The sequence below is a fragment of the Luteibacter sp. SG786 genome (assembly GCF_011759605.1).
Taxonomy (GTDB): Bacteria; Pseudomonadota; Gammaproteobacteria; order Xanthomonadales; family Rhodanobacteraceae; genus Luteibacter.
On record NZ_JAAOYX010000002.1, the window covers coordinates 912,627 to 932,298 of the forward strand.

General features: G+C 66.8%; 17 protein-coding genes. 9 read left to right on the forward strand and 8 right to left on the reverse strand.

Annotation, left to right across the window (positions count from 1 at the left end; all coding sequences use genetic code 11):
* The first annotated feature begins 310 nt into the window (after nt 1-310).
* Both speA and FHS47_RS15875 read left to right on the forward strand, forming a co-directional pair.
* On the forward strand, nt 311-2,200 hold the full coding sequence (gene speA / locus FHS47_RS15870) for an arginine decarboxylase (RefSeq protein ID WP_167030035.1): 1,890 nt from the start codon (nt 311-313) through the stop codon (nt 2,198-2,200).
* 23 nt (nt 2,201-2,223) lie between these two features.
* The gene (locus FHS47_RS15875) at nt 2,224-3,084 is read left to right on the forward strand and encodes an NAD(P)-dependent oxidoreductase (protein ID WP_167030037.1); all 861 of its coding nucleotides are present in this window, start codon (nt 2,224-2,226) and stop codon (nt 3,082-3,084) included.
* 94 nt (nt 3,085-3,178) lie between these two features.
* On the opposite strand, the gene FHS47_RS15880 is transcribed toward FHS47_RS15875, so the two are convergent.
* From FHS47_RS15880 to radC, 3 genes are all read right to left on the reverse strand, one after another.
* Entirely contained in the window at nt 3,179-3,913 is a 735-nt protein-coding gene (locus FHS47_RS15880) for an SPOR domain-containing protein (RefSeq protein ID WP_167030039.1), read from the reverse strand.
* Complete coding sequence (argS, locus tag FHS47_RS15885; RefSeq protein WP_167030041.1) at nt 3,913-5,601, reverse strand: arginine--tRNA ligase; 1,689 nt, start codon at nt 5,599-5,601, stop codon at nt 3,913-3,915. The genes FHS47_RS15880 and argS overlap by 1 nt, the downstream gene beginning before the upstream one ends.
* 427 nt (nt 5,602-6,028) lie before the next feature.
* On the reverse strand, nt 6,029-6,787 hold the full coding sequence (gene radC / locus FHS47_RS15890; protein WP_167030043.1) for a DNA repair protein RadC: 759 nt from the start codon (nt 6,785-6,787) through the stop codon (nt 6,029-6,031).
* A gap of 158 nt (nt 6,788-6,945) precedes the next feature.
* On the opposite strand from radC, the gene coaBC reads away from it, so the two are divergent.
* The 3 genes from coaBC to FHS47_RS15905 are packed head-to-tail and all read left to right on the forward strand — an operon-like array spanning nt 6,946 to nt 10,963.
* A complete protein-coding gene (gene coaBC, locus FHS47_RS15895) occupies nt 6,946-8,157 on the forward strand; it encodes a bifunctional phosphopantothenoylcysteine decarboxylase/phosphopantothenate--cysteine ligase CoaBC (protein WP_167030045.1) in 1,212 nt (403 codons plus the stop codon).
* Nucleotides 8,154-8,609, forward strand: a complete 456-nt coding sequence (gene dut / locus FHS47_RS15900) for a dUTP diphosphatase (protein ID WP_167030047.1) — start codon at nt 8,154-8,156, stop codon at nt 8,607-8,609. Before coaBC ends, dut begins: the two co-directional genes overlap by 4 nt.
* Nucleotides 8,610-8,632: 23 nt before the next feature.
* The gene (locus FHS47_RS15905; protein WP_167030049.1) at nt 8,633-10,963 is read left to right on the forward strand and encodes a phosphomannomutase/phosphoglucomutase; all 2,331 of its coding nucleotides are present in this window, start codon (nt 8,633-8,635) and stop codon (nt 10,961-10,963) included.
* A 43-nt stretch (nt 10,964-11,006) separates the two neighbouring features.
* On the opposite strand, the gene FHS47_RS15910 is transcribed toward FHS47_RS15905, so the two are convergent.
* From FHS47_RS15910 to FHS47_RS15920, 3 genes are all read right to left on the reverse strand, one after another.
* On the reverse strand, nt 11,007-11,654 hold the full coding sequence (locus tag FHS47_RS15910; RefSeq protein ID WP_167030051.1) for a DUF4124 domain-containing protein: 648 nt from the start codon (nt 11,652-11,654) through the stop codon (nt 11,007-11,009).
* 99 nt (nt 11,655-11,753) lie between these two features.
* Nucleotides 11,754-12,401: an orotate phosphoribosyltransferase gene (gene pyrE / locus FHS47_RS15915; protein WP_167030053.1), complete on the reverse strand. Its 648-nt coding sequence runs from the start codon at nt 12,399-12,401 to the stop codon at nt 11,754-11,756.
* Nucleotides 12,402-12,411: 10 nt separating this feature from the next.
* Nucleotides 12,412-12,912, reverse strand: coding sequence for a GNAT family N-acetyltransferase (locus FHS47_RS15920; protein WP_167030055.1), 501 nt, complete (start codon nt 12,910-12,912; stop codon nt 12,412-12,414).
* Between the two features lie 80 nt (nt 12,913-12,992).
* On the opposite strand from FHS47_RS15920, the gene FHS47_RS15925 reads away from it, so the two are divergent.
* The 3 genes from FHS47_RS15925 (at nt 12,993) to FHS47_RS15935 (ending at nt 15,468) form a co-directional block, all read left to right on the forward strand.
* A complete protein-coding gene (locus tag FHS47_RS15925) occupies nt 12,993-13,763 on the forward strand; it encodes an exodeoxyribonuclease III (RefSeq protein WP_167030056.1) in 771 nt (256 codons plus the stop codon).
* A gap of 3 nt (nt 13,764-13,766) precedes the next feature.
* Entirely contained in the window at nt 13,767-15,062 is a 1,296-nt protein-coding gene (locus tag FHS47_RS15930) for an MFS transporter (protein ID WP_167030058.1), read from the forward strand.
* 76 nt (nt 15,063-15,138) lie between these two features.
* Nucleotides 15,139-15,468: a ribbon-helix-helix protein, CopG family gene (locus FHS47_RS15935; protein WP_208382065.1), complete on the forward strand. Its 330-nt coding sequence runs from the start codon at nt 15,139-15,141 to the stop codon at nt 15,466-15,468.
* A 17-nt stretch (nt 15,469-15,485) separates the two neighbouring features.
* On the opposite strand, the gene FHS47_RS15940 is transcribed toward FHS47_RS15935, so the two are convergent.
* Together FHS47_RS15940 and FHS47_RS15945 are read right to left on the reverse strand one after the other, a co-directional pair.
* On the reverse strand, nt 15,486-16,610 hold the full coding sequence (locus FHS47_RS15940) for an anhydro-N-acetylmuramic acid kinase (RefSeq protein WP_167030060.1): 1,125 nt from the start codon (nt 16,608-16,610) through the stop codon (nt 15,486-15,488).
* A 3-nt stretch (nt 16,611-16,613) separates the two neighbouring features.
* Entirely contained in the window at nt 16,614-18,068 is a 1,455-nt protein-coding gene (locus FHS47_RS15945) for a peptidoglycan DD-metalloendopeptidase family protein (protein ID WP_167030062.1), read from the reverse strand.
* Between the two features lie 180 nt (nt 18,069-18,248).
* Between FHS47_RS15945 and tyrS the strand changes: the two genes are divergently transcribed.
* Nucleotides 18,249-19,454 carry a tyrosine--tRNA ligase gene (gene tyrS / locus FHS47_RS15950; protein ID WP_167030064.1) on the forward strand — a complete coding sequence of 402 codons (1,206 nt, stop codon included), beginning with the start codon at nt 18,249-18,251 and terminating at the stop codon, nt 19,452-19,454.
* Nucleotides 19,455-19,672 lie beyond the last annotated feature (218 nt).

Genomic DNA, 19,672 nt, shown 5'->3' on the forward strand with positions numbered 1-19,672 from the left:
CCTGAAGACGGGTAGGGGGCTAAACGGTGGATTGTACCGCCACGGGCCGGAAAGCGGCCAAGTCCTTGCGCCCGTTGGAAAGTAGGGCGGTGCCCACCCCGGCGGGCCGATACCCCGATGTCATGAGGCGCCGCTACAATAGACGGTCTGCCGCCCGCCCGCCGGGTCGCGCAGACCCGTCTGGTCGGCCCCGCGGCGTGCGAGGCTCCCGGCCGCCAGGCCCGCTTCAGGTCAAGGTTCGCCGCTGCGACTGTTCCGCGCCCCCCTCTTCCGGGGGACTCGACACAATCAAATGGAGATCGTCACCCCCATGACGAACTGGACCACCGATCGCGCGAAGCTGACCTACGCGATTCCGCACTGGAGCAACGGCTACGTCGATGTGGCCGGCACCGGCCACCTGCTGATCCGCCCCCGCGGCGATGAGGGCCCTGCCCTCGACCTGCCGGCGATCGTCGACAAGGCCACCGCCGAGGGCTTGCGCCTGCCGCTGCTCGTACGCTTTCCCGACATCCTGGCCGACCGCCTCGCTCACCTGCAGCGGGCCTTTGGCAAGGCCATCGCCGATGCGAACTATGCCGGCACCTATACCGCCATCTATCCCATCAAGGTGAACCAGCAACGCGGCGTCGTCAGCGAGCTGGTCGCGGCGGGTGAAAAAGGCTTCGGCCTCGAAGCGGGTTCCAAGCCGGAACTGATGGCCGTGCTCGCCCAGGCGCGGCCGGGCAGCATGGTCGTATGCAACGGTTACAAGGACCGCGAATACGTACGGCTGGCCCTCATCGGCCTCAAGCTTGGCCTGCGCGTGCACATCGTCATCGAGAAACTTTCGGAACTCGACCACGTCTTCGCGGAAGCGAAGGCTCTGGGCGTCGAGCCGCTGCTCGGTGTGCGCGTGCGCCTCGCCTCCATCGGCGCCGGCAAGTGGCAGAACACCGGTGGCGACAAGGGCAAGTTCGGCCTGAGCCCCGGACAGGTGCTGGAGCTGATCGAGCGGCTCGATGCCGCGGGCCTCAAGCACACCCTTCGCCTGCAGCATTTCCACATGGGTTCGCAGATATCGAACGTGCGCGACATCGCGGCCGGCATGCGCGAAGCCGTGCGCTATTTCGTCGAACTGCATCGCCTCGGCGTGCCCATCGACGTGGTGGATGTGGGCGGCGGCCTCGGTGTGGACTACGAGGGCACGCGCTCGCGCAGCTACAACTCGATCAACTACAGCCTTGAGCAGTACGCGGCCAGCATCGTGCAACCGCTGGCCGAGGCGGTGGCGGAGCATGGCATGGCGGCACCGGTGATCTTCACCGAGTCGGGCCGCGCGATGACGGCCCACCACGCGGTGATGGTCGTGAACGTGAGCGAAGTGGAGCCCGTGCCGGAAGGTGCCATTCCCCCCGAGCGTGACGGCGAGCCGGCCGTGCTCAGGCATCTGCGCGAAACCCACGCCGAGCTGGGCCACCGCCCGCCGCTGGAACTCTTCCATGAGGCGCAGCACCACTTCGCGGAAGGCCAGGCGCTGTACGCGCTAGGCCAGCTCGACCTGCGCGACCGCGCGAAGCTCGACGAACTGTTCTACGCCATCGCGAACGCGGTGCGGCCCCGCCTGCTGCCGGCCGAGCGCGCGCATCGCCAGGCCCTGGACGACCTGGACGAGAAGCTGGTCGACAAGTACTTCGTGAATTTCTCGGTCTTCGAATCGGTGCCGGACATCTGGGCGATCGACCAGATCTTTCCCATCGTGCCCATTGCACGCCTGGACGAGGAACCGCTGCGCCGAGGTGTGATCGCAGACCTCACCTGCGATTCGGATGGCCGTATCGACCACTACGTGGACGCCGAAGGCGTCGATGTCAGCCTGCCGCTGCATGGCCTCAAGGACGGCGAGTCCTACCGGCTCGGCATCTTCATGGTCGGGGCTTACCAGGAAACGCTGGGCGACATCCACAACCTGTTCGGCGATACCGACGCGGTGAACGTGCGGGCCACGAAGGACGGCTACGAGTTCGCGCACATCCGCCGGGGCGACACGACCGACCTGATGCTCGATTACGTCGGCTACGACCTCAAGGCCCTGCGCCAGTCCTATACCGATCGCCTCGCTGCCGCGGGCGTGACCGGTACGGAGGCGGAAACCCTCGCCGCGGCGCTGGACAAGGGGTTGACCGGTTACACCTATCTCGCGGAAACCGCAGGCCGCTGAATCCGCGCATACAAGGAACGAACATGAGTCTGAAAGCAGCTTTCATCGGATTGGGCGCGATGGGAGCGCCCATGGCCGGCCACCTTCATGCCAGGGGGCTTCTCGTGGCCGTGGGCAATCGCACGCAGGCGAAGGCCGACGCGCTGGCCGGCGAATGGGGCATAGCCGCGCCGGACATGGCAGGCATGGGCGCGTCCTGCGACGTCATCGCACTGTGCGTCAGCGCGGATGCCGACGTGATCGGCGTGGTCGAGGCACTGCTGCCTTCCCTGAAGAAGGGCACGATCGTCGTGGATCATTCCACCGTGGCACCCGCTACGGCGAAGCGGGCCGCCCTCATGCTCGCCGAGGCGGGCGTCGACTTCCTCGATGCGCCGGTGTCGGGCGGCGTCGAAGGGGCGAAGAACGGCAAACTGTCGGTGATGGTGGGCGGCGACGCCGCCGTGCTCGAGCGCGTGCGTCCGGTGCTCGAAGCCTATGCCGCTCGCGTCACGCACATGGGCGGCGTCGGGAGCGGCCAGGCGACCAAGGCGGTGAACCAGGTGCTGGTCGCGGGCATCGCGCAGGCGGTGACGGAAGGGCTGGCGCTCGGCGAATCGCTGGGCCTCGAGGCGGAGCGCCTGCTTCCGACGCTCGCGGCCGGCGCGGCCGGCAACTGGTTCCTCGACAAGCGCGGCGCCACCATGCTGCGCAACGAATTCTCGGTGGGCTTCAAGCTGGCCCTGCTGCACAAGGACCTCGGCATCGTGCGCGGCATCGCCACCGAGGCAGGCACGGACCGCACCATCATCGAACGGTCCCTGGCGGACTTCGGCGAACTGATGTCCCGTGGCTACGGCGACGAAGACATCTCGGCGCTGATTCGGCTTAAGCGCCGCTCGTGAGTCGTCCCTGCGAACGCAGGGACCCAGGGCCCGGGTCTCCGGTCAAGCGACAAGGCCCTGGATTCCTGCTTTCGCAGGAATGACGAGAAGCAAGTCAGCCGCCTTCTTTCAGCGCGATGGCGCTGATACCCGCCGCCTGCAGGCGCTGTTTCGTGCTTTCCAGGTCCGTGGCCGACTTGAACGGGCCCAGGCGCACGCGGTTGTAGGTCTGCGCGCCCACCTTCACCGACTGCACATTGGCCACGAAGCCCTGCAAGGCGAGCTTGGCCTTCAGTGCCTCGGCATCCGCGGCGCTCGGGAATGCGCCCACCTGGAGCAGGTAACCCGAGCCGCTGGCAGCGGCAGGAGCGGGCTGCGCCGGCACCGCGGTGACCGTCTGGCTGGTGGCCTTGGGCAGGTTGGCCGCGGCGGCGGTAGCCTGGGCCTGCTGCTGCTGCGCGGCGGCGGCCTGCTGTGCGGCCTGTTGCTGCGCTGCCTGCTGTTGCTGCTTCTGCTGGGCTTCCGCGCTCGCCTGCGCGCGGATCTCCGCGTCGGGAATGCGCACTTCCTTCTCGGAAAGCACCGAATAGAAGTCGTACGACGGCTTCTTCGGTTTCTCAGCCTCGGCCTGGTCGACCACGCCCGGATCGCTGCCCTTCTGCGCGGTGGCCTGCGGATTCGGCTCCGGACCGTCGTGCTGGCGCATCATCGGCATCCAGGTGCCGCGCATGGCGAAGGCCATGAGCATGGCGCCGGCGAGAATGCCGATTAGCGCCCAGCCCCAACCCGGCATGCCGCTCGAACCGTTGCGGACGGCCTGGCGGCCTTTGCCTTTCTTGCGAGTTGCCATTACATGCTCTCCGGGGCGGATATGCCCAGCAGATCGAGACCGTTCTTCAACACCTGCTGCGTGGCGGCCACCAGGGCAAGCCGCGCGTCGCGCAGGTCGGTGTCGTCGACGATCCACTTGTGCTCGTGATAGTAGCTGTGAAGCGCGCCCGCGAGTTCCCGAAGGTATTGCGCGATCAGGTGCGGTTCCAGGTTGGCGGCGGCGGATTCGACCATCTCCGGGTAGCGCGATAGCTCCACCATCAGCACCGACTCGTGCTCCGTGTCCAGGCGATCGAGCCTGGCGATGCCGTTGCCGCGATCGGTGGAAAGCCCGCGATCGGCCAGTTCGCGGAACACGCGACAGGCGCGGGCGTGTGCGTATTGGATGTAATAGACGGGGTTGTCGTTGCTCTGCGACCGGGCGAGGTCGATGTCGAACACCAGCTGCGAATCGGCCTTGCGCGCGATGAGGAAGTAGCGCGTGGCATCGCGGCCGGCCTCGTCGATGAGATCGCGGAGGGTGACGTAGGAGCCGGCGCGCTTGGAGATCTTCACTTCCTCGCCGCCGCGCATGACCGTCACCATCTGGTGCAGCACGTACTCGGGCCAGTTCGCCGGAATGCCGGCATCAAGCGCCTGGAGGCCCGCCTTCACGCGCGCCAGCGAGCCGTGGTGATCGGAACCGAGCTCCGTGATGGCGCGTTCGTAGCCACGCTGCCATTTGGTGCGGTGGTAGGCGACGTCGGGCAGGAAGTAGGTGTAGGTGCCGTCGGACTTGCGCATCACGCGGTCCTTGTCGTCACCGAAATCGGTCGAGCGCAGCCAGAGTGCCCCGCCTTCCTCGTAGGTGTGGCCGTGGGCAACCAGCTCGCGCACGGTTTCGTCCACTTTGCCTTCCGTATAGAGCGACGACTCGAGGTAATAGACGTCGAAGCCGACGCCGAAGGCCTTGAGGTCGAGATCCTGCTCGTGGCGCAGGTACGCCACCGCAAAACGGCGAACATCGTCGAGATTGTCGGCATCGCCGCTGGCGACCACCGTCTCGCCGTCGGCTTCCACGGACTCCCGGGCAAGGAAAGCGCGGGCCACTTCGGCGATGTAGTCGCCGCGGTAGCCGGACTCCGGCCAGCCGGCCTCGTCGGGCGCGATGCCCTTCGCTCGGGCCTGTGTGGAAAGCGCCAGGTTGGCGATCTGGACGCCGGCGTCGTTGTAATAGAACTCGCGGAATACCTTCCACCCCGCGGCCTCCAGCAACCGGCTGAGGCTGTCGCCGATGGCGGCAGCGCGGCCGTGGCCGACATGCAGCGGCCCCGTGGGATTGGCCGACACGAACTCGACGCCCGCCGTGCGGCCTTGGCCGTCGTTGTTGCGGCCGTAGCGGTCGCCCTGGCCCAGCGCCTGCTCGATTTCCGCATGGAAGGCGGCCGGGGCCAGGAAGAAGTTGATGAAGCCGGGTCCGGCAATCTCCACCTTGCCCACCATGGGGGAGGGCGGGAGGGCTTCGACAAGGTCGGTGGCGATGTCGCGCGGCTTACGGCCGGCCGCCTTGGCCATCATCATGGCGGCATTGGTGGCGAAATCGCCGTGGTCGCGGCTTCGGGTGCGCTCGATGACGAAGACCGGCGCCACGAAGTCGGACGGCAGCTTGCCGGATTCACGCAGGGCACCGATGGCCTGCAATACCAGTTGTTTCAGCTCTTGTTTCACGGGATGCGCGAGGCGGCGATGGAACCGGCAATCCTATCAGATGGGGCTCCCGGGGCACCCCGGTACGCGTGCCCTGCCTGTGGATAACTCTGTGGGCAATAACCCACCTGGTTGCACCCGTAATGAAGGCGCTGGGATTGACACAGGGCCGTAACGACTCATGGCTATTAAATTCAATGAGTTAGGATTTGTACCTTCGTGTAAACAGGAACTGTGACGTCCAAGTGGGAAAAACGGCCGATGTGCATAACTTCGGCCCCGACGCAATCGCCGGCTGTGCGGCGATGCGTCATTCGGCTGTCATGGCTGCTTGTCATGATTCGCCCCGTGCCCGGTGTCTCCCCGGCTAACGGCACGGCGGGTCGCCTGCCCCCTCCCTCGAAAGGTGACCCAAGACGGCGCGAGCGGCACTCGCGCCGTCTTTTTTTTAGAGCGCGACGTTCCGCTGCATGAGGCCGCGTTCGGCCAGGGATACCGGGTCGCCGTGACCGACGATCAGGTGGTCGAGTACCCGGATGTCCATGAGTGCCAGCGCGTCGACCAGGGTGCGCGTGATGTCGAGATCAGCCGCGCTGGGCTCGGCCACGCCCGACGGGTGGTTGTGCGCAAGGATGACGGCGCTGGCGTGATGGCGGAGGCACGCGCGAACCACTTCGCGGGGATAGACGCTGGCGCCGTCGATCGTGCCGCGGAAGAGTTCCTCGTAGGCCAGCACGCGGTGGCGGGTGTCGAGGAAAAGGCAGGCGAAGACCTCATGGCGCAGGTGCACGAGGCGAGCCCGGAGGTATTGGGCGCTGTCACGCGGATTGTCGATTCGCGGCAGGTCGACCAGGCCCTCGCTGAGTGCGCGGCGTGCCAGTTCCAGCGCGACCATGAGGCGGGCCCGTTTCACCGGGCCGAAGCCACTGATGGGCGGCAACTCGCCGGCATCGGAAAGCAGTCGGCCCAGGCCCCCCGCGCGGGAGAGGACGGAGCGGGCCGTGGTGACGGCATCGCTGCCGGCGCTGCCGCTGCCCAGGAGCACCGCGAGCAACTCGGCATCGGAAAGGGCGGACGCCCCGTGCGCGTAGAGGCGTTCGCGCGGGCGTTCGTGGGTGGCCCAACTGCGGATGGGCTGGGACCGGTACGTCGGGGGTGCGATCGTTGCTTCGCGAACGGCGGACGTGTCGTCGGGCCCGGGTTTCATCGTGTTGCCTCTTGTGGGTGCCGCACATCGCACGGCGCGAGAGACAAGTTAGGGTTGGCGCGGGGCGTCTGGCGATAGAACGATTCTGAAAAACCGCCCCGAGTCGCCCGGCGGAATCCGTTAAGCTAGCGACCCTCCCGTAGAGCGCCGATTTCGTCATGAGTCTTCGCCAGCGTCGCATCCTCATTGGCGTTACCGGAGGTATCGCCGCTTACAAGATCTGCGAGCTCGTCCGCCGCCTGCGCGACCTCGAGGCCGAGGTGCGCGTGGTGATGACCGAAGGTGCGACCCACTTTGTCACGCCCACGACCTTCCAGGCCCTCTCCGGACAACCGGTCCGCGTGAGCCTCTGGGACGAACAGGGCGAAGCCGCCATGGGGCACATCGAACTCGCCCGCTGGGCTGAGCGTGTTCTCATCGCGCCGGCGAGCGCCGACACCATCGCGCGTCTGGCCCACGGCTTCGCCGATGACCTTCTTTCGACGGTGGTTCTTGCCACCGCGGCCCCGGTCTACGTCGCTCCGGCCATGAACCAGCAAATGTGGGCGAGCCTTGCGGTGCAGGCCAACGTGGGCACGCTGCGGGTCCGCGGCATCGGCGTGCTCGGGCCCGCCGACGGCGACCAGGCCTGCGGCGACATCGGCTCGGGCCGGATGCTCGAACCGCACGAACTGCGAGACCTCATGGTCGCCTCGTTCGGCGACCAGCCGCTGCGTGGCCGCCGCGTGGTCGTCAGTGCCGGGCCAACCTACGAGGACATCGATCCGGTGCGCTTTATCGGCAATCGCAGCTCCGGTCGCATGGGTTTCGCCGTGGCGAGCGCGGCGCGCGACGCCGGCGCCGACGTGACGCTGGTCGCGGGCCCCGTAGCGCTGCCGACGCCACCGGGCGTGCGCCGCGTGGATGTGCGCAGCGCACGGCAGATGCACGAGGCCGTGCTGTCCGCGGCTCGCGGTGCAGACATCTACATCGGCGCCGCGGCGGTCGGCGACTATCGCCCCAGCGAAACCTCCGAGCACAAGTTGAAGAAGGCATCGGGGGCCCCCCTTCACCTCGAACTCACCGAGAACCCCGACATCATCGCCTCGCTGACCGCGACGGAACGGCGTCCGTTCCTGGTGGGCTTCGCCGCCGAAACGCGCGAGCTTGCCAGCTACGCGGGCGAGAAGCTGCGCAGGAAGGGCATCGACATGATCGCCGCGAACGAGGTCGGTGGCGGCAAGGGGTTCGAAGTGGCGGACAACGCACTGCATCTCTACTGGCCGGGTGGTGACGAATCGCTGCCCGAGATGCCGAAGACGGACCTGGCCCGCCAGCTTGTCGCGCGCATCGCCGAACGCTTCCTCTCCGGCTCCGGAACCCACCCTTGATCGACATCGAACTGAAAATCCTCGACCCGCGTCTGGGCGACAGCATCCCCCTGCCGGAACCGGCCACGGAGGGAAGCGCCGGCATGGATCTGCGCGCCGCCGTCGAGGCGCCGGTCACGCTGGCGCCCGGCGAGAGCCTGCTGGTTCCGAGCGGCATGGCCATCCATATCGGCGATCCGGCCTGGTGCGCGCTGATCGTTCCGCGCTCGGGGCTGGGCCATAAACAGGGGCTCGTGATGGGCAACCTGGTGGGCGTGATCGATGCCGACTACCAGGGGCCGCTGATGATTTCCTGCTGGAATCGCGGAAACGCGAACGTGACCATCGCGCCTGGCGACCGGATTGCGCAACTATTGCTGGTACCGGTGGGGCGGGCGCGCCTGCGTGTGGTCGACGGGTTCACTCCTTCGCAGCGGGGCGAAGGGGGATTCGGTTCCACCGGTGTAGGCTGATCTCAGGGGACACAAGGGGCACCATGGCTCGAAAAGAGGGAGGGGCGAGGGGGTTGTCCGGAACGGATCTGCGTCGGTTGATTCCCCTCGCGGGAGCCACGCTGCTGATCGTCGCCGGCGCCTTCTGCGCATGGCAGGCCTGGCTGATCGCCGATGAGGGCGATGCGGCAGAACGTACGCGCGCGGCGCAACGGCAGGTCGTGAGGGATCTGAGCGATCTGGTGGCGGCCAAGCGCCAGCAGGTGCACCGTGCGGTGGCCGATGGCGGCCTTGCCGCGACGATCGACGATCATGCCGCGGCCGCGGCGCAGCTGCGCGCCGCGTTGCCTGCCGCCCGTGCCGTGGAGGTATACAGCGGCGGCCTCGACGAAGTGGTTCGCGCCAACTATCGCGAGTTCGGTTACGCGAAGGCGGCCCAGCTCATGGCCGTTCTCGGCAGCGACGGGGTGCCGCCCGCTTCGACGTCCGTGGACCGTGGCGAGCGGCGCCTGACGATCGTCGAGCCGCTGAGCGGCAACGGCACCGTGCGGGCCTGGATCTGGCTGGAGTTTCCCTTCGACGACGTGGCCCGGCGTTTCGAGGCCGCTTCGCCCGGCGGCGGACGCCTCGAATTGCGCCAGGGCGCCGGCAGCGACAGCCTGGCACTGCTGTTCCGCGGCGCGCGTTCGGCCGAACTCGAGCCGGAAGGGCAGCAGGTGGCCGGTACCGCACTCTATGTCTTTGCCGCGATGCCGCGTGCATTCATCGTCATTCCGCATTCGGAAGCGCTGGCCATCCTGCTGAGCCTCGTTGGCCTGGGTGGCGGCGCCTTCCTGCTGTGGTCGCGACGCCGCCAAGCTGTCGCGCTGCCGGAGGCTGAGCCGGAGGAAGATATCCTCGTGGCCGACGTGGTACGCAAACCGCGTCTGCCGTCCGCGCCATCCAGTGCACCGCCGCCTCCGCGCCCGGCTCCCACGCGCGACACGGAAGCGGTCGATCCCTCGATCTTCCGCGCTTACGACATCCGCGGCGTGGCGGGCTCGGCGCTCACTGCCGGGGTTGCCCACCGCATCGGTCAGGCCATCGGTGCGCGCATGCACGAGGCCAACCTCCGCGAGATCGTGGTTGGCCGCGACGGAAGGCTTTCCGGTGCGGAGCTCGCCGGCGCGTTGTCGGACGGTTTGCGCGAGGCGGGCATCGATGTGATCGATCTCGGCATGGTGCCGACACCGCTGGTGTACTTCGCGGCCTACCATTTCGGCACGGGCTGCGGCGTGTCGGTCACGGGCAGTCACAATCCGCCCGAGTACAACGGTTTCAAGATTGTCATCGGCGGCGAGACCCTGGCGGAAGACGCCATTGCCGACCTGCACCGTCGCATCGAGGAAGGACGCTTGCCCACCGACGGTGGCGGCACCTGGCGCGAACAATCGGTCCTGGACGCCTACGTGTCCCGCATCGGCGGCGACGTGGCGGCCGAGCGCCGGCTCAAAGTAGTGGTGGATGCCGGCAATGGCGCGGCCGGCGAGGTAGCGCCGCGCGTGCTGGAGGAGATCGGCTGCGAGGTCATTCCCCTGTACTGCGACGTGGACGGCCGCTTCCCCAACCACCACCCCGACCCCTCCGACCCGCACAACCTGGCCGACCTGATCGCCGCCGTGAACACCATCGGCGCCGACCTCGGCGTGGCGTTCGACGGCGACGGCGACCGGCTGGGCGTGGTGACGCAGGCAGGAGAGATCGTCTACCCGGACCGTCTGTTGATGCTCTTCGCGCAGGACGTGCTTGCGCGCAATCCCGGTGCCACCGTCATCTACGACGTCAAATGCACGGGCCATCTTCGACCGGTGATCCAGGAGGCCGCCGGCGTGCCGCTGATGTGGCGGACCGGGCACTCCCTGATCAAGGCGAAGATGCGCGAAACGGGCGCGGCGCTGGCCGGCGAGATGAGCGGGCATTTCTTCTTCGCCGACAACAATCGCTGGTATGGCTTCGACGACGGTATCTATGCCGCGGCCAGGTTGCTGGAGATTGTCGCCGGCGATCCGGAGGAGCGCAGCGTCGGCGAGATCTTCGACGGCCTGCCGAAGAGCGTGTCCACGCCCGAACTGCGCATGCCGATGGCCGAAGGGGCGCACTTCCGGTTCATGGAGGCCTTCCGTGCCACCGCGTCGTTCGAAGACGCACGCATCGCCACTATCGACGGCATTCGTGCCGACTGGAGCGACGGCTGGGGGCTGGTCAGGGCATCCAATACGTCGCCGGCGCTGATCTTCCGCTTCGATGCGGATAGCAGCCGTTCGCTGGAGCGCATCAAGCAGGCGTTCCGGCAACGCCTGCTGGCGGTGGACAGGAACCTGGCGCTGCCGTTCTAGGCAGGCAGCGCCGCAAGGGCGGTTTTCCAGGGATGGCGGCCGCTTAACGCCCGGAATTCGCGGAGGCCGCCTTCAGCGCACGATAGTGCCGCAGTTGCGCGTCGGTGTTCAGCCGGGCGGTTTCCTTCGCCGCCTGCTGTCGCGCCAGCGTGTCGCGCAGGGCGGACACCGTGGCACGCTGCTCGGCGATGCGGTCGGTGAGGAAGGGCGGAACGGGCTGCTTGGCCCGCTCCAGGTCGCCCGCGCGACTGAGCAGGTCTGCCAGGGCTTTCTCCTGCCCCTGGAGGTTCAGCCGTGTTGTCCTCGCCGCCTGCTCGAAGTTGTCCAGCTCGGCGTTCTTGGCGGCCGCGAACGCGGCTTCGGTCGGGTAGGCATTGAGCATCTGCGCATCCTCGCGCGCCTGCTGTTGCCGGGCCTGCTCCTCGGCCGCCTTCTGGTCGGCGATCTTCTTCGCGGCTACGCGTTCCTCGGTGGTCAGCTGCCTGTCGACATGACGTACCACCATGCCCTGGGCATTGACCACGTCGTAGCCGGCCTTCAGCGCTTCCGCGGTGAGGCTGTCGCTGAAATACGACTGGCCCGAAGCATCCTTCCAGCGGTAACGGTAGGCGTTGCTGTTCTTCTGGTCGGCGAACGCCGCCGTGCCGATGCACAGCGCCGCCGCCACCAGGATGTACCGCGCTGCTCGCATGCTTTCCCCCTCCTGTGTGCGGAGTATAGCCAGCGTGCGTGCGTGTATTGTGCCCGGCCGGCAAGCACCGCCGGGCACGTGACGCAGTCGCCGTTTTCGTCAGGCCTTCACGCCGTACTGCTCGCGGTAGGCGAGCAGGCGTCCATGCTCCGCGGCGAGTTCAGGCCGTTCGCCCGCGTAGGACAGCACGTCGGCCAGGCTGGCGATGGCGATGACCGGAATGCCGAACTGTGCCGAGACCTCCTGCGCGGCGGAAAGCTCGCCCTGGCCGCGCTCCTGCCGGTCAAGCGCGATCAGTACGCCGGCCGGTTCCGCACCCTGGGCGCGGATGAGTTCCAGCGACTCCCGCACGGCGGTGCCGGCGGTCATCACGTCGTCCACGATCAGCACCCGGCCGCGCAGCGGGGCGCCGACCAGGGTACCGCCCTCGCCGTGGTCCTTGGCTTCCTTGCGGTTGTAGGCCCAGGGAACGTCGCGGCCTTCGACGTCAGCTAGCGCGATGGCCGTGGCCGCGGCAAGGGCGATGCCCTTGTAGGCGGGGCCGAACAGCATGTCGAACGGCACGCCCGAACGCACGGCTGCCGCGGCATAGGAACGCCCCAGCCGCGCGAGTGCCGCACCGGAGTCGATGCGTCCCATGTTGAAGAAATAGGGACTGCTGCGCCCGGATTTCAGGGTGAATTCGCCGAAGCGGAGAACGTCGCGGGCTAGGGTGAGTTCGATGAATTCGCGCTGGTAGTCGTGCACGGCGGTCTCTTCAGGAAGGCGTAGGGGAAAGCGGGCGCCAGAGCACATGCTGCGGACCCGCGCTGCCGCCATGGTACAACCCGTCGCCCTCGCGATAGCCGGCACGGCGATAGGCCCGCACCGCGTTCGCGTTGCGGACGTTCACGGTCAACAGGATCCGTTCCCGGTCGGGGTGCCGCTCCGCCACGTATCGGCGAATGGCGTCCAGTGCCGCCAGGCCCAGGCCGCGGCCCTGCTTCGACGCATCGATGAGGAAACTGCGCAGCGCCACCGCGCCGTCGGCCAGCGGATGGTCGCCGAGGGCCGAGGCGTGCCGGTCGATGCGCACATAACCGACGACCTCGCCGTCGTGCAGAAGCGCCAGTGCCTCGCTGTCGCGGCACACCGCCACGTCGGCCAGCGAATCCGCCACGCGGCCGACGAAGGGCAACTGCTCGGGATGCACGGCCAGCGCAAGCACCGCGGGGCGCAGCGTGTCGTCGACGGGTTGGACGTGGATGGTGGGATTCACGGGGGCTATTGTGTCGGAGCGCGGCCATCCGGCGCGAGCGGGTTATGATGCGCGGATCGTCGAATGCCATCGAAGGCCCCATGCGCATCATTTCCCTGAACGCCAACGGCATCCGTTCGGCCGCCAACAAAGGCGTGTTCGAATGGCTGCGCAAGCAGGACGCCGACATCGTCTGCCTGCAGGAAACGAAGTCCCAGGAGTCGCAACTCACCGATCCCATGTTCCGCCCCGATGGCCACCATTGCTTCTATCACGATGCCCGCAGCAAGAAGGGCTACAGCGGCGTGGCGATCTATTCCAAGCGCGAGCCGGACGAAGTGCGCGTGTCGCTGGGTCGCGAGGACTTCGACTGCGAGGGCCGCTACATCGAAGCCCGCTACGGCAACCTCAGTGTTGTCTCGTTCTATATCCCATCGGGTTCGTCGGGCGACGAACGGCAGCAGTACAAGTTCCGCATCATGGAATGGTTGACGCCGATCCTGCGCGAATGGGCCGCGAGCGGACGCGACTACGTGTTGTGTGGCGACTGGAACATCGTGCACACGAAGAACGACATCAAGAACTGGACCTCGAACCAGAAGAATTCCGGCTGCCTGCCCGAGGAGCGGGCGTGGCTGGACCTCCTGTTCAAGGAGATCGGCTGGGTGGACAGCTTCCGCGCCATCAAGCCCGACGCGGTCGAGTACACGTGGTGGTCGAATCGCGGTCAGGCGCGCGCGAACAACGTGGGATGGCGTATCGACTACCAGATCGTCACACCGGGCCTGCGCGACCGTCTGCGCGATTGCTCCATCTATCGCGACGAGCGCTTCTCCGACCATGCGCCGTTCACCGTCGACTACGCCGACTGATCGATGAGCGAAGCCGTTCGCTACAAGGGCCTGCGGGGCGTGTTCGCCGCCTTCGCCCAGCCGGGCGCGGTGACCATGCTGTTCTTCGGGCTGGCCTCCGGTCTGCCGTTCCTGCTGGTGGGCAACACGCTTTCCGCATGGCTGAAGGAAGCGGGTGTCGACTATGGGGCGATCGGCATCGCCAGCTACGTCACCTTCGCCTACAACTTCAAATTCGTCTGGGCGCCCCTCGTCGACAAGTTCCGGCTGCCGTTGTTCGGCCGCCTGGGCCTGCGCCGGGGGTGGCTCATGTTCGCACTGCTGCTGCTCGGCGCCGGCCTGCTCGGCATGGCGGCGATGCCGCCGGAAGCCTCGCTGCCCCGGTTCATGGCGGTGACCTTCGTGGCCGCCCTGGCGGGCGCCACGATCGACATCGTCGTGGACGCCTATCGCGTCGAGATCGCGCCGCAGGAAGCGCAAGGTGCCCTGGCGGCCACGTATACCCTCGGTTATCGCCTCGGGCTCATCGCCGGTGGCGCGGGCATCCTCATCGTTGCCGACGTGTTCGGCTGGCAGGGCGGCTACGTCACCATCTGCGCGCTTTTGGCCATCCCCATCGTCACCGTGCTGGTGGCTCGTGAACCCGAGCACAGGGTTCGCGAGCGCCTGCCATGGCGGCAGGCGGTGCAGGAAGGTTTCGTTCGGCCCTTTCAGGATTTCCTCTCTCGCTACGGGCTGGCGCTTTCCCTCGGCCTGCTTCTGTTCGTGGCCCTGTTCCGGCTGCCCGACCAGATGCTCGGGGTGATGGCGTATCCCTTCTACCTCGACACGGGCTTCAGCAAGACGCAGATCGCCGAGGTGTCGAAGGTCTATGGCGTGATCGTCGGCATCGTCGGCGCATTGCTGGGGGGCTGGGCCGTCACCCGTTTCGAGATGCGCCGTCTCCTGGCGGTGTCCGCCGTCGGCGTGGCGTTGTCGAACATGCTCTATCTGATCATGGCGATGAACCCCGGGCAGACCTGGGCCTTCGTCGCCACGCTCTCCGGCGACAACCTCGCCCAGGGATTCGCCGGACCGGTACTGGTGGCCTTCATGTCGGGCCTGGTCAATCGCAGCTTCACCGCCACGCAGTACGCCTTGTTGAGTGCGCTGGCCAACCTGCCAGGCAAGTTGCTGGGCGGCTTCTCCGGGTTCCTCGTGAAGGAAGCCGGGTACCCGTCGCTGTTCGTGCTGAGCACGGTTTCCATCGTGCCCACCCTGGTGGTGCTGGCCGTGCTCTGGCGGCGCATGCCCCGACCTGTGGATTCCCTCACGGAATGAGCGGCGGGGCGGGTTAGGCCGGACGGACGATCTTCGCAATGGGCCAAAACTGTGTAAGATCGCCGCCACAGGGGGCATGCGCGAGGAGGTCACGCACGTGCCGGATATCGTGGTGAGACACATCGACGAGCAGATGGCCGAGCGTATCAAGTCGCTCGCGCGCGAACGCCGCTGGTCGATCAATGAGGTGATCCTGCACGCGTTGCGCTATGGGCTCGGCCTGAGTCCCGGCGACGTGTTCAACGAGCTTTTGCTCGAACCCGGCGACATTGCGCACCTTACGGGCGCATGGGACGCCGAGGAGCAGGCGGCCTTCCAGGAAGCCTTGTCCGCACTGGCCCAGGCTTCGCCCTCGACGCTTGCCGACGCGTCGCTGCGTCCCGCAAAAACGTCCGAATCGTTCTGATTTCCTGTGGGAGCCGATTACGGTGACGGCGCGGCGTAGACCGCGCCGAGCAGCCGCAACCCACGGGCGCCGGTGACCGCGGGCAGGTTTCCCGGCTCGCCACGCAGTCGGCGGTAGGCCAGCCATGCGAAGGCCATGGCCTCCATGCCGTCGGGATCGATACCGAACGCCGAACTGACATGCAGCGGCCGGCCTTCCAGACGGCTGGCGATCGCCTGCATCAACGCGGTGTTGTGCACGCCGCCGCCGCAAGCCACGACATCGATGGCATCGGCGGCATGGAGCGCAATGGCGTCGGCCACCGAGTGCGCGCTGAGGGCCAGCAGCGTGGACTGCACGTCTTCGGGGGAAAGATCGGCTACGCGTGGGTGCATGTCGAGCCACGCCAGGTGGAAGTGTTCCCGGCCCGTGCTTTTCGGAGGCGGTAGCGCGAAGTAGGCGTCGTCCAGGAGCTGGGCGAGCAGTTCGTCGTCGACGTGGCCCGAGGCCGCGAAGCGCCCGTCGCGGTCGAATGCTTCGCCGCGATGGCGCAGGCACCAGGCATCCATCAAGCCGTTGGCCGGGCCGGTGTCGAATCCGGTGACGTGGCCGTCGGCCGAAAGCCGCGTGACGTTGGCGATGCCGCCGAGGTTGAGCACCACGCGTGCGCCGCGCTCGGGACGCAGCACCGTGGCGTGAAACGCCGGCACCAGCGGCGCGCCCTGACCGCCTGCGGCGACGTCGGCACGGCGGAAGTCGGCGACGGTGTCGATACCGGTGCGCTCGGCGATCACCGAGGGATCGCCGATCTGCAGGGTGAAGGGGAGATCGCCAGCGGGACGGTGGCGGATCGTCTGCCCGTGCGAACCGATGGCGGTGACGTCGCCCGAGGCGACCCCCGCCGTTTCGAGCACGGCCTGGGCGGCGTCTGCGAAAGCGATGGCAACGGCCACGTCCAGTCGACCGTATTCGTCCAGGTCGAGACGGACCTCGTCCTGCGCGACGGCCAGTATCCGGCGCCGCAATGCGTCGTCCCAGGGATGAGTGATGCCGGCAACGAGGGCCGGCTGGCCGTTCGCGAAACGAACCAGCGCGGCGTCGATGCCGTCCGCGCTGGTTCCTGAAATGAGGCCGAGGTAGAGGCCGTCCTTGCTGGCCGTCACGGGTCAGTCGTTGCCGGACGTGCCGGTGTCGACCCGGGCGAGCTTGACGTTGCTGTCCACCTGTTTGAGGCGGGCAAGCTGCGGGCCCACCACTTCCTTCCTGAACTTCGCGAGCTGCGCAGCGGGCAGCGGTTCCGGCTTGGGCAGCGTGACCGTCTGCGGATCGCGCTGCACGTTGTTGACGCGGAATTCGTAATGCAGGTGCGGGCCGGTGGCGAGACCCGTCATGCCAACATAACCGATGGTGCTGCCCTGGCTTACGCGCTGGCCGACGCGGAGGTTGGCGAAGCGCGACATGTGGCCGTAAGCGGTGCTGATGGTGGCATTGTGCTGGATGACGACGAAGTTGCCGTAGCCGTTCATCCAGCCGCGGAACTTGACCACGCCGTCGCCGGCCGCGTGGATCGGCGTGCCGGAGGGCGCGGCATAGTCCACGCCCTTGTGCGCGCGCATCTTGCCGAGGATCGGATGCATGCGGCCGGCGCTGAACTGCGAGGAGATGCGCGTGAAGTCGACCGGAATACGCAGGAACGAACCGGCGAGCGGACGACCCTCTTCGCTGAAGTAGCCGACCTTGCCGTCGCTGTTCTTGAATCGGTACGCGGTGTAGCGCTTGCCCTGGTTCACGAACTCGGCGGCGACGATGTCGCCCTCGCGCAGGAACGCGCCGTCGCTATATACGTCGTCATAGACGACGGTAAAGCTGTCGCCGACACGGAGGTCCTGCACGAAGTCGATGTCGTACTTGAAGACGTCGGCGAGCTTCAACACCATGGCGTTGCTCATGCCGGCCTTCGATGCCGCGCCGAACAGCGAGCTGTCGATCTCGCCATGGGCGATGTGCTCGCGCCGCTGCACGTCGCGCTTCTGCACCGTGAGCTGCGGGGATGCGCCGTCGAGACGCAGCGTGGCGATGCTGGCTTCGTCCTGATCGAAGCGGACGCCCTTCAGAACGTGATCCCCGCCGATGAGGAACTGGAATTCCTGGCCGGGATTGATGCGATGGAAAGCCTTGCTGCCGCCGGCGCCGTCGATGACGCGCTGGAGGTCGGTCATCGAGAGGCCTTGCGCGAGGAAGATGTCCGCGAGCGTCTGCCCGGGCTGCACCTGCACCGACTGCCATTCCTCGACGGGAACGATGGGCTTCACGCTGGTGGGGTCGATCTTCGGAACGGCGAGCGGAACCACGGCGTGGATCGTCGGGGCGGCGGCGATCACGGATTCCTTCTTCATGGCGCCGGCCCATGCGGGGATGACGAGCGCGGAAAGAATGACGAGGAGGAAGGCGGTGCCGGCGAGGATCCAGCGTTCACGGCTCCAGCTCAGGGGTTCGGCCGAGGCGTTGCGACTGAAGGACCAGTGGGCGCGGGTGTCGTAGAAGTGCGAATGACGGCGCTGCGCCTTGCGCCGGATGGCCTGCTTGCGGGCGCTGTGCGCGCCTCTGTTCTGAACACTCATCGTCTTTCTTGTACCCGCTCGCCCCGTGTTGTCGCGTACCATAGCGGCCCTGTGCAAACGACGTCAACGCCTTTCGCATCAAGGCTTTGCATCTGTTCTTGCGGTTAACGCACAATTAACTCCACGGCCGTTTCACATACATTCGTGAAGGTCGGCAGATCCTATCCATAGAGAGAGAACATGAACGAGCTGGAGCACGCCCTCGCGTCGATCGCCCGCGGGGCGGACGAGATCATCAAGAAGGAAGACCTCGAGGCGCGCCTCAAGCTCGGCCGCCCGCTGCGCATCAAGGCGGGCTTCGATCCCACGGCGCCGGACCTGCACCTGGGCCACACCGTGCTCCTCAACAAGATGCGGCAGTTCCAGGACCTCGGCCATCAGGTCATCTTCCTGATCGGCGACTTCACCGGGATGATCGGTGACCCCACGGGCAAGAACGTCACCCGCAAGCCGCTCACCCGCGAAGACGTGCTGGTCAACGCCGAAACCTACGCCGAGCAGGTCTATAAGGTGCTCGACCGGGAAAAGACGGAACTGCGCTTCAATTCCGAGTGGTTCGGCAAGATGGGTGCGGCCGACATGATCCGCCTGGCCGCGCAGCACACGGTGGCCCGCATGCTCGAGCGCGACGATTTCGCCAAGCGGTACAAGGCCGAGCAGCCCATCGCCATCCATGAATTCCTCTACCCGCTGGTGCAGGGGTACGACTCCGTGGCGCTCGAATGCGACGTGGAACTCGGCGGCACCGACCAGAAATTCAACCTGCTGATGGGCCGCGCCCTGCAGGAGCACCACGGCCAGCCCCCCCAGATCGTGTTGACCATGCCGCTGCTCGAGGGCCTGGACGGCGTCAACAAGATGTCCAAGTCGCTGGGCAACTACATCGGTATCAATGAGCCGGCCATCGACATCGTGACGAAGACGATGAAGATCGGCGACGACCTCATGTGGCGCTGGTTCGAGCTGTTGAGCTTCGAGGTGTCGCTGGACGAACTGGCCCGCATGAAGGCCGACATCGCGTCCGGTGCGCTCAACCCTCGCGATGCGAAGCTGCGCCTGGCCCGCGAACTCGCCACCCGCTTCCATGACGCCGCGGCGGCCGAGCAGGCCATCGCCGGCTGGCACGCGGTGGTGCGTGGGGAAGGCGACACGTCGCTCCTTCCCTTGACCGATATCCAGGCCCCCGCGGAGGGGTTCCGTCTTGCCGCACTCCTGACCGCCGCGGGCGTCACACCCAGCAATTCCGAGGCGAATCGAAAGCTCAAGGAGCGCGCGGTGCGCATCGACGGCGACGTGGTGGAAGACGCCTCCCGGGTGTTCACCGCCGGATTCGAGGGCGTGCTCCAGGTGGGCAAGCGAAACTTCGCGCGCATCCGTCTGATTTAACGCGGGTTTCAAAAAAAGTTCACAAAAGCTCTTGCGGCGTTCTTAGGAATCCGTATTATTCGCCCTCCCGCAGCGGCCCACGTCGAACGACGAACGCTACGGCAGCTATATCGGCGCCATCAGCCACCTCGAAAAAAAGCATCACGAGGGTGTTGACGGACAGGAAAAACGATATAGAATGGGCGGCTCACCTCGGGACGAAATGTTCAGAGGGTGAT

Bases quoted from the DNA above. Each gene is read 5' to 3' on its own strand.
- speA (WP_167030035.1), top strand. From the start codon at position 311: ATGACGAACTGGACCACCGATCGCGCGAAGCTGACCTACGCGATTCCG.
- FHS47_RS15875 (WP_167030037.1), top strand. From the start codon at position 2,224: ATGAGTCTGAAAGCAGCTTTCATCGGATTGGGCGCGATGGGAGCGCCC.
- FHS47_RS15880 (WP_167030039.1), bottom strand. From the start codon at position 3,913: ATGGCAACTCGCAAGAAAGGCAAAGGCCGCCAGGCCGTCCGCAACGGT.
- radC (WP_167030043.1), bottom strand. From the start codon at position 6,787: ATGAAACCCGGGCCCGACGACACGTCCGCCGTTCGCGAAGCAACGATC.
- coaBC (WP_167030045.1), top strand. From the start codon at position 6,946: ATGAGTCTTCGCCAGCGTCGCATCCTCATTGGCGTTACCGGAGGTATC.
- FHS47_RS15905 (WP_167030049.1), top strand. From the start codon at position 8,633: ATGGCTCGAAAAGAGGGAGGGGCGAGGGGGTTGTCCGGAACGGATCTG.
- FHS47_RS15910 (WP_167030051.1), bottom strand. From the start codon at position 11,654: ATGCGAGCAGCGCGGTACATCCTGGTGGCGGCGGCGCTGTGCATCGGC.
- FHS47_RS15925 (WP_167030056.1), top strand. From the start codon at position 12,993: ATGCGCATCATTTCCCTGAACGCCAACGGCATCCGTTCGGCCGCCAAC.
- FHS47_RS15930 (WP_167030058.1), top strand. From the start codon at position 13,767: ATGAGCGAAGCCGTTCGCTACAAGGGCCTGCGGGGCGTGTTCGCCGCC.
- FHS47_RS15935 (WP_208382065.1), top strand. From the start codon at position 15,139: ATGCGCGAGGAGGTCACGCACGTGCCGGATATCGTGGTGAGACACATC.
- FHS47_RS15945 (WP_167030062.1), bottom strand. From the start codon at position 18,068: ATGAGTGTTCAGAACAGAGGCGCGCACAGCGCCCGCAAGCAGGCCATC.
- tyrS (WP_167030064.1), top strand. From the start codon at position 18,249: ATGAACGAGCTGGAGCACGCCCTCGCGTCGATCGCCCGCGGGGCGGAC.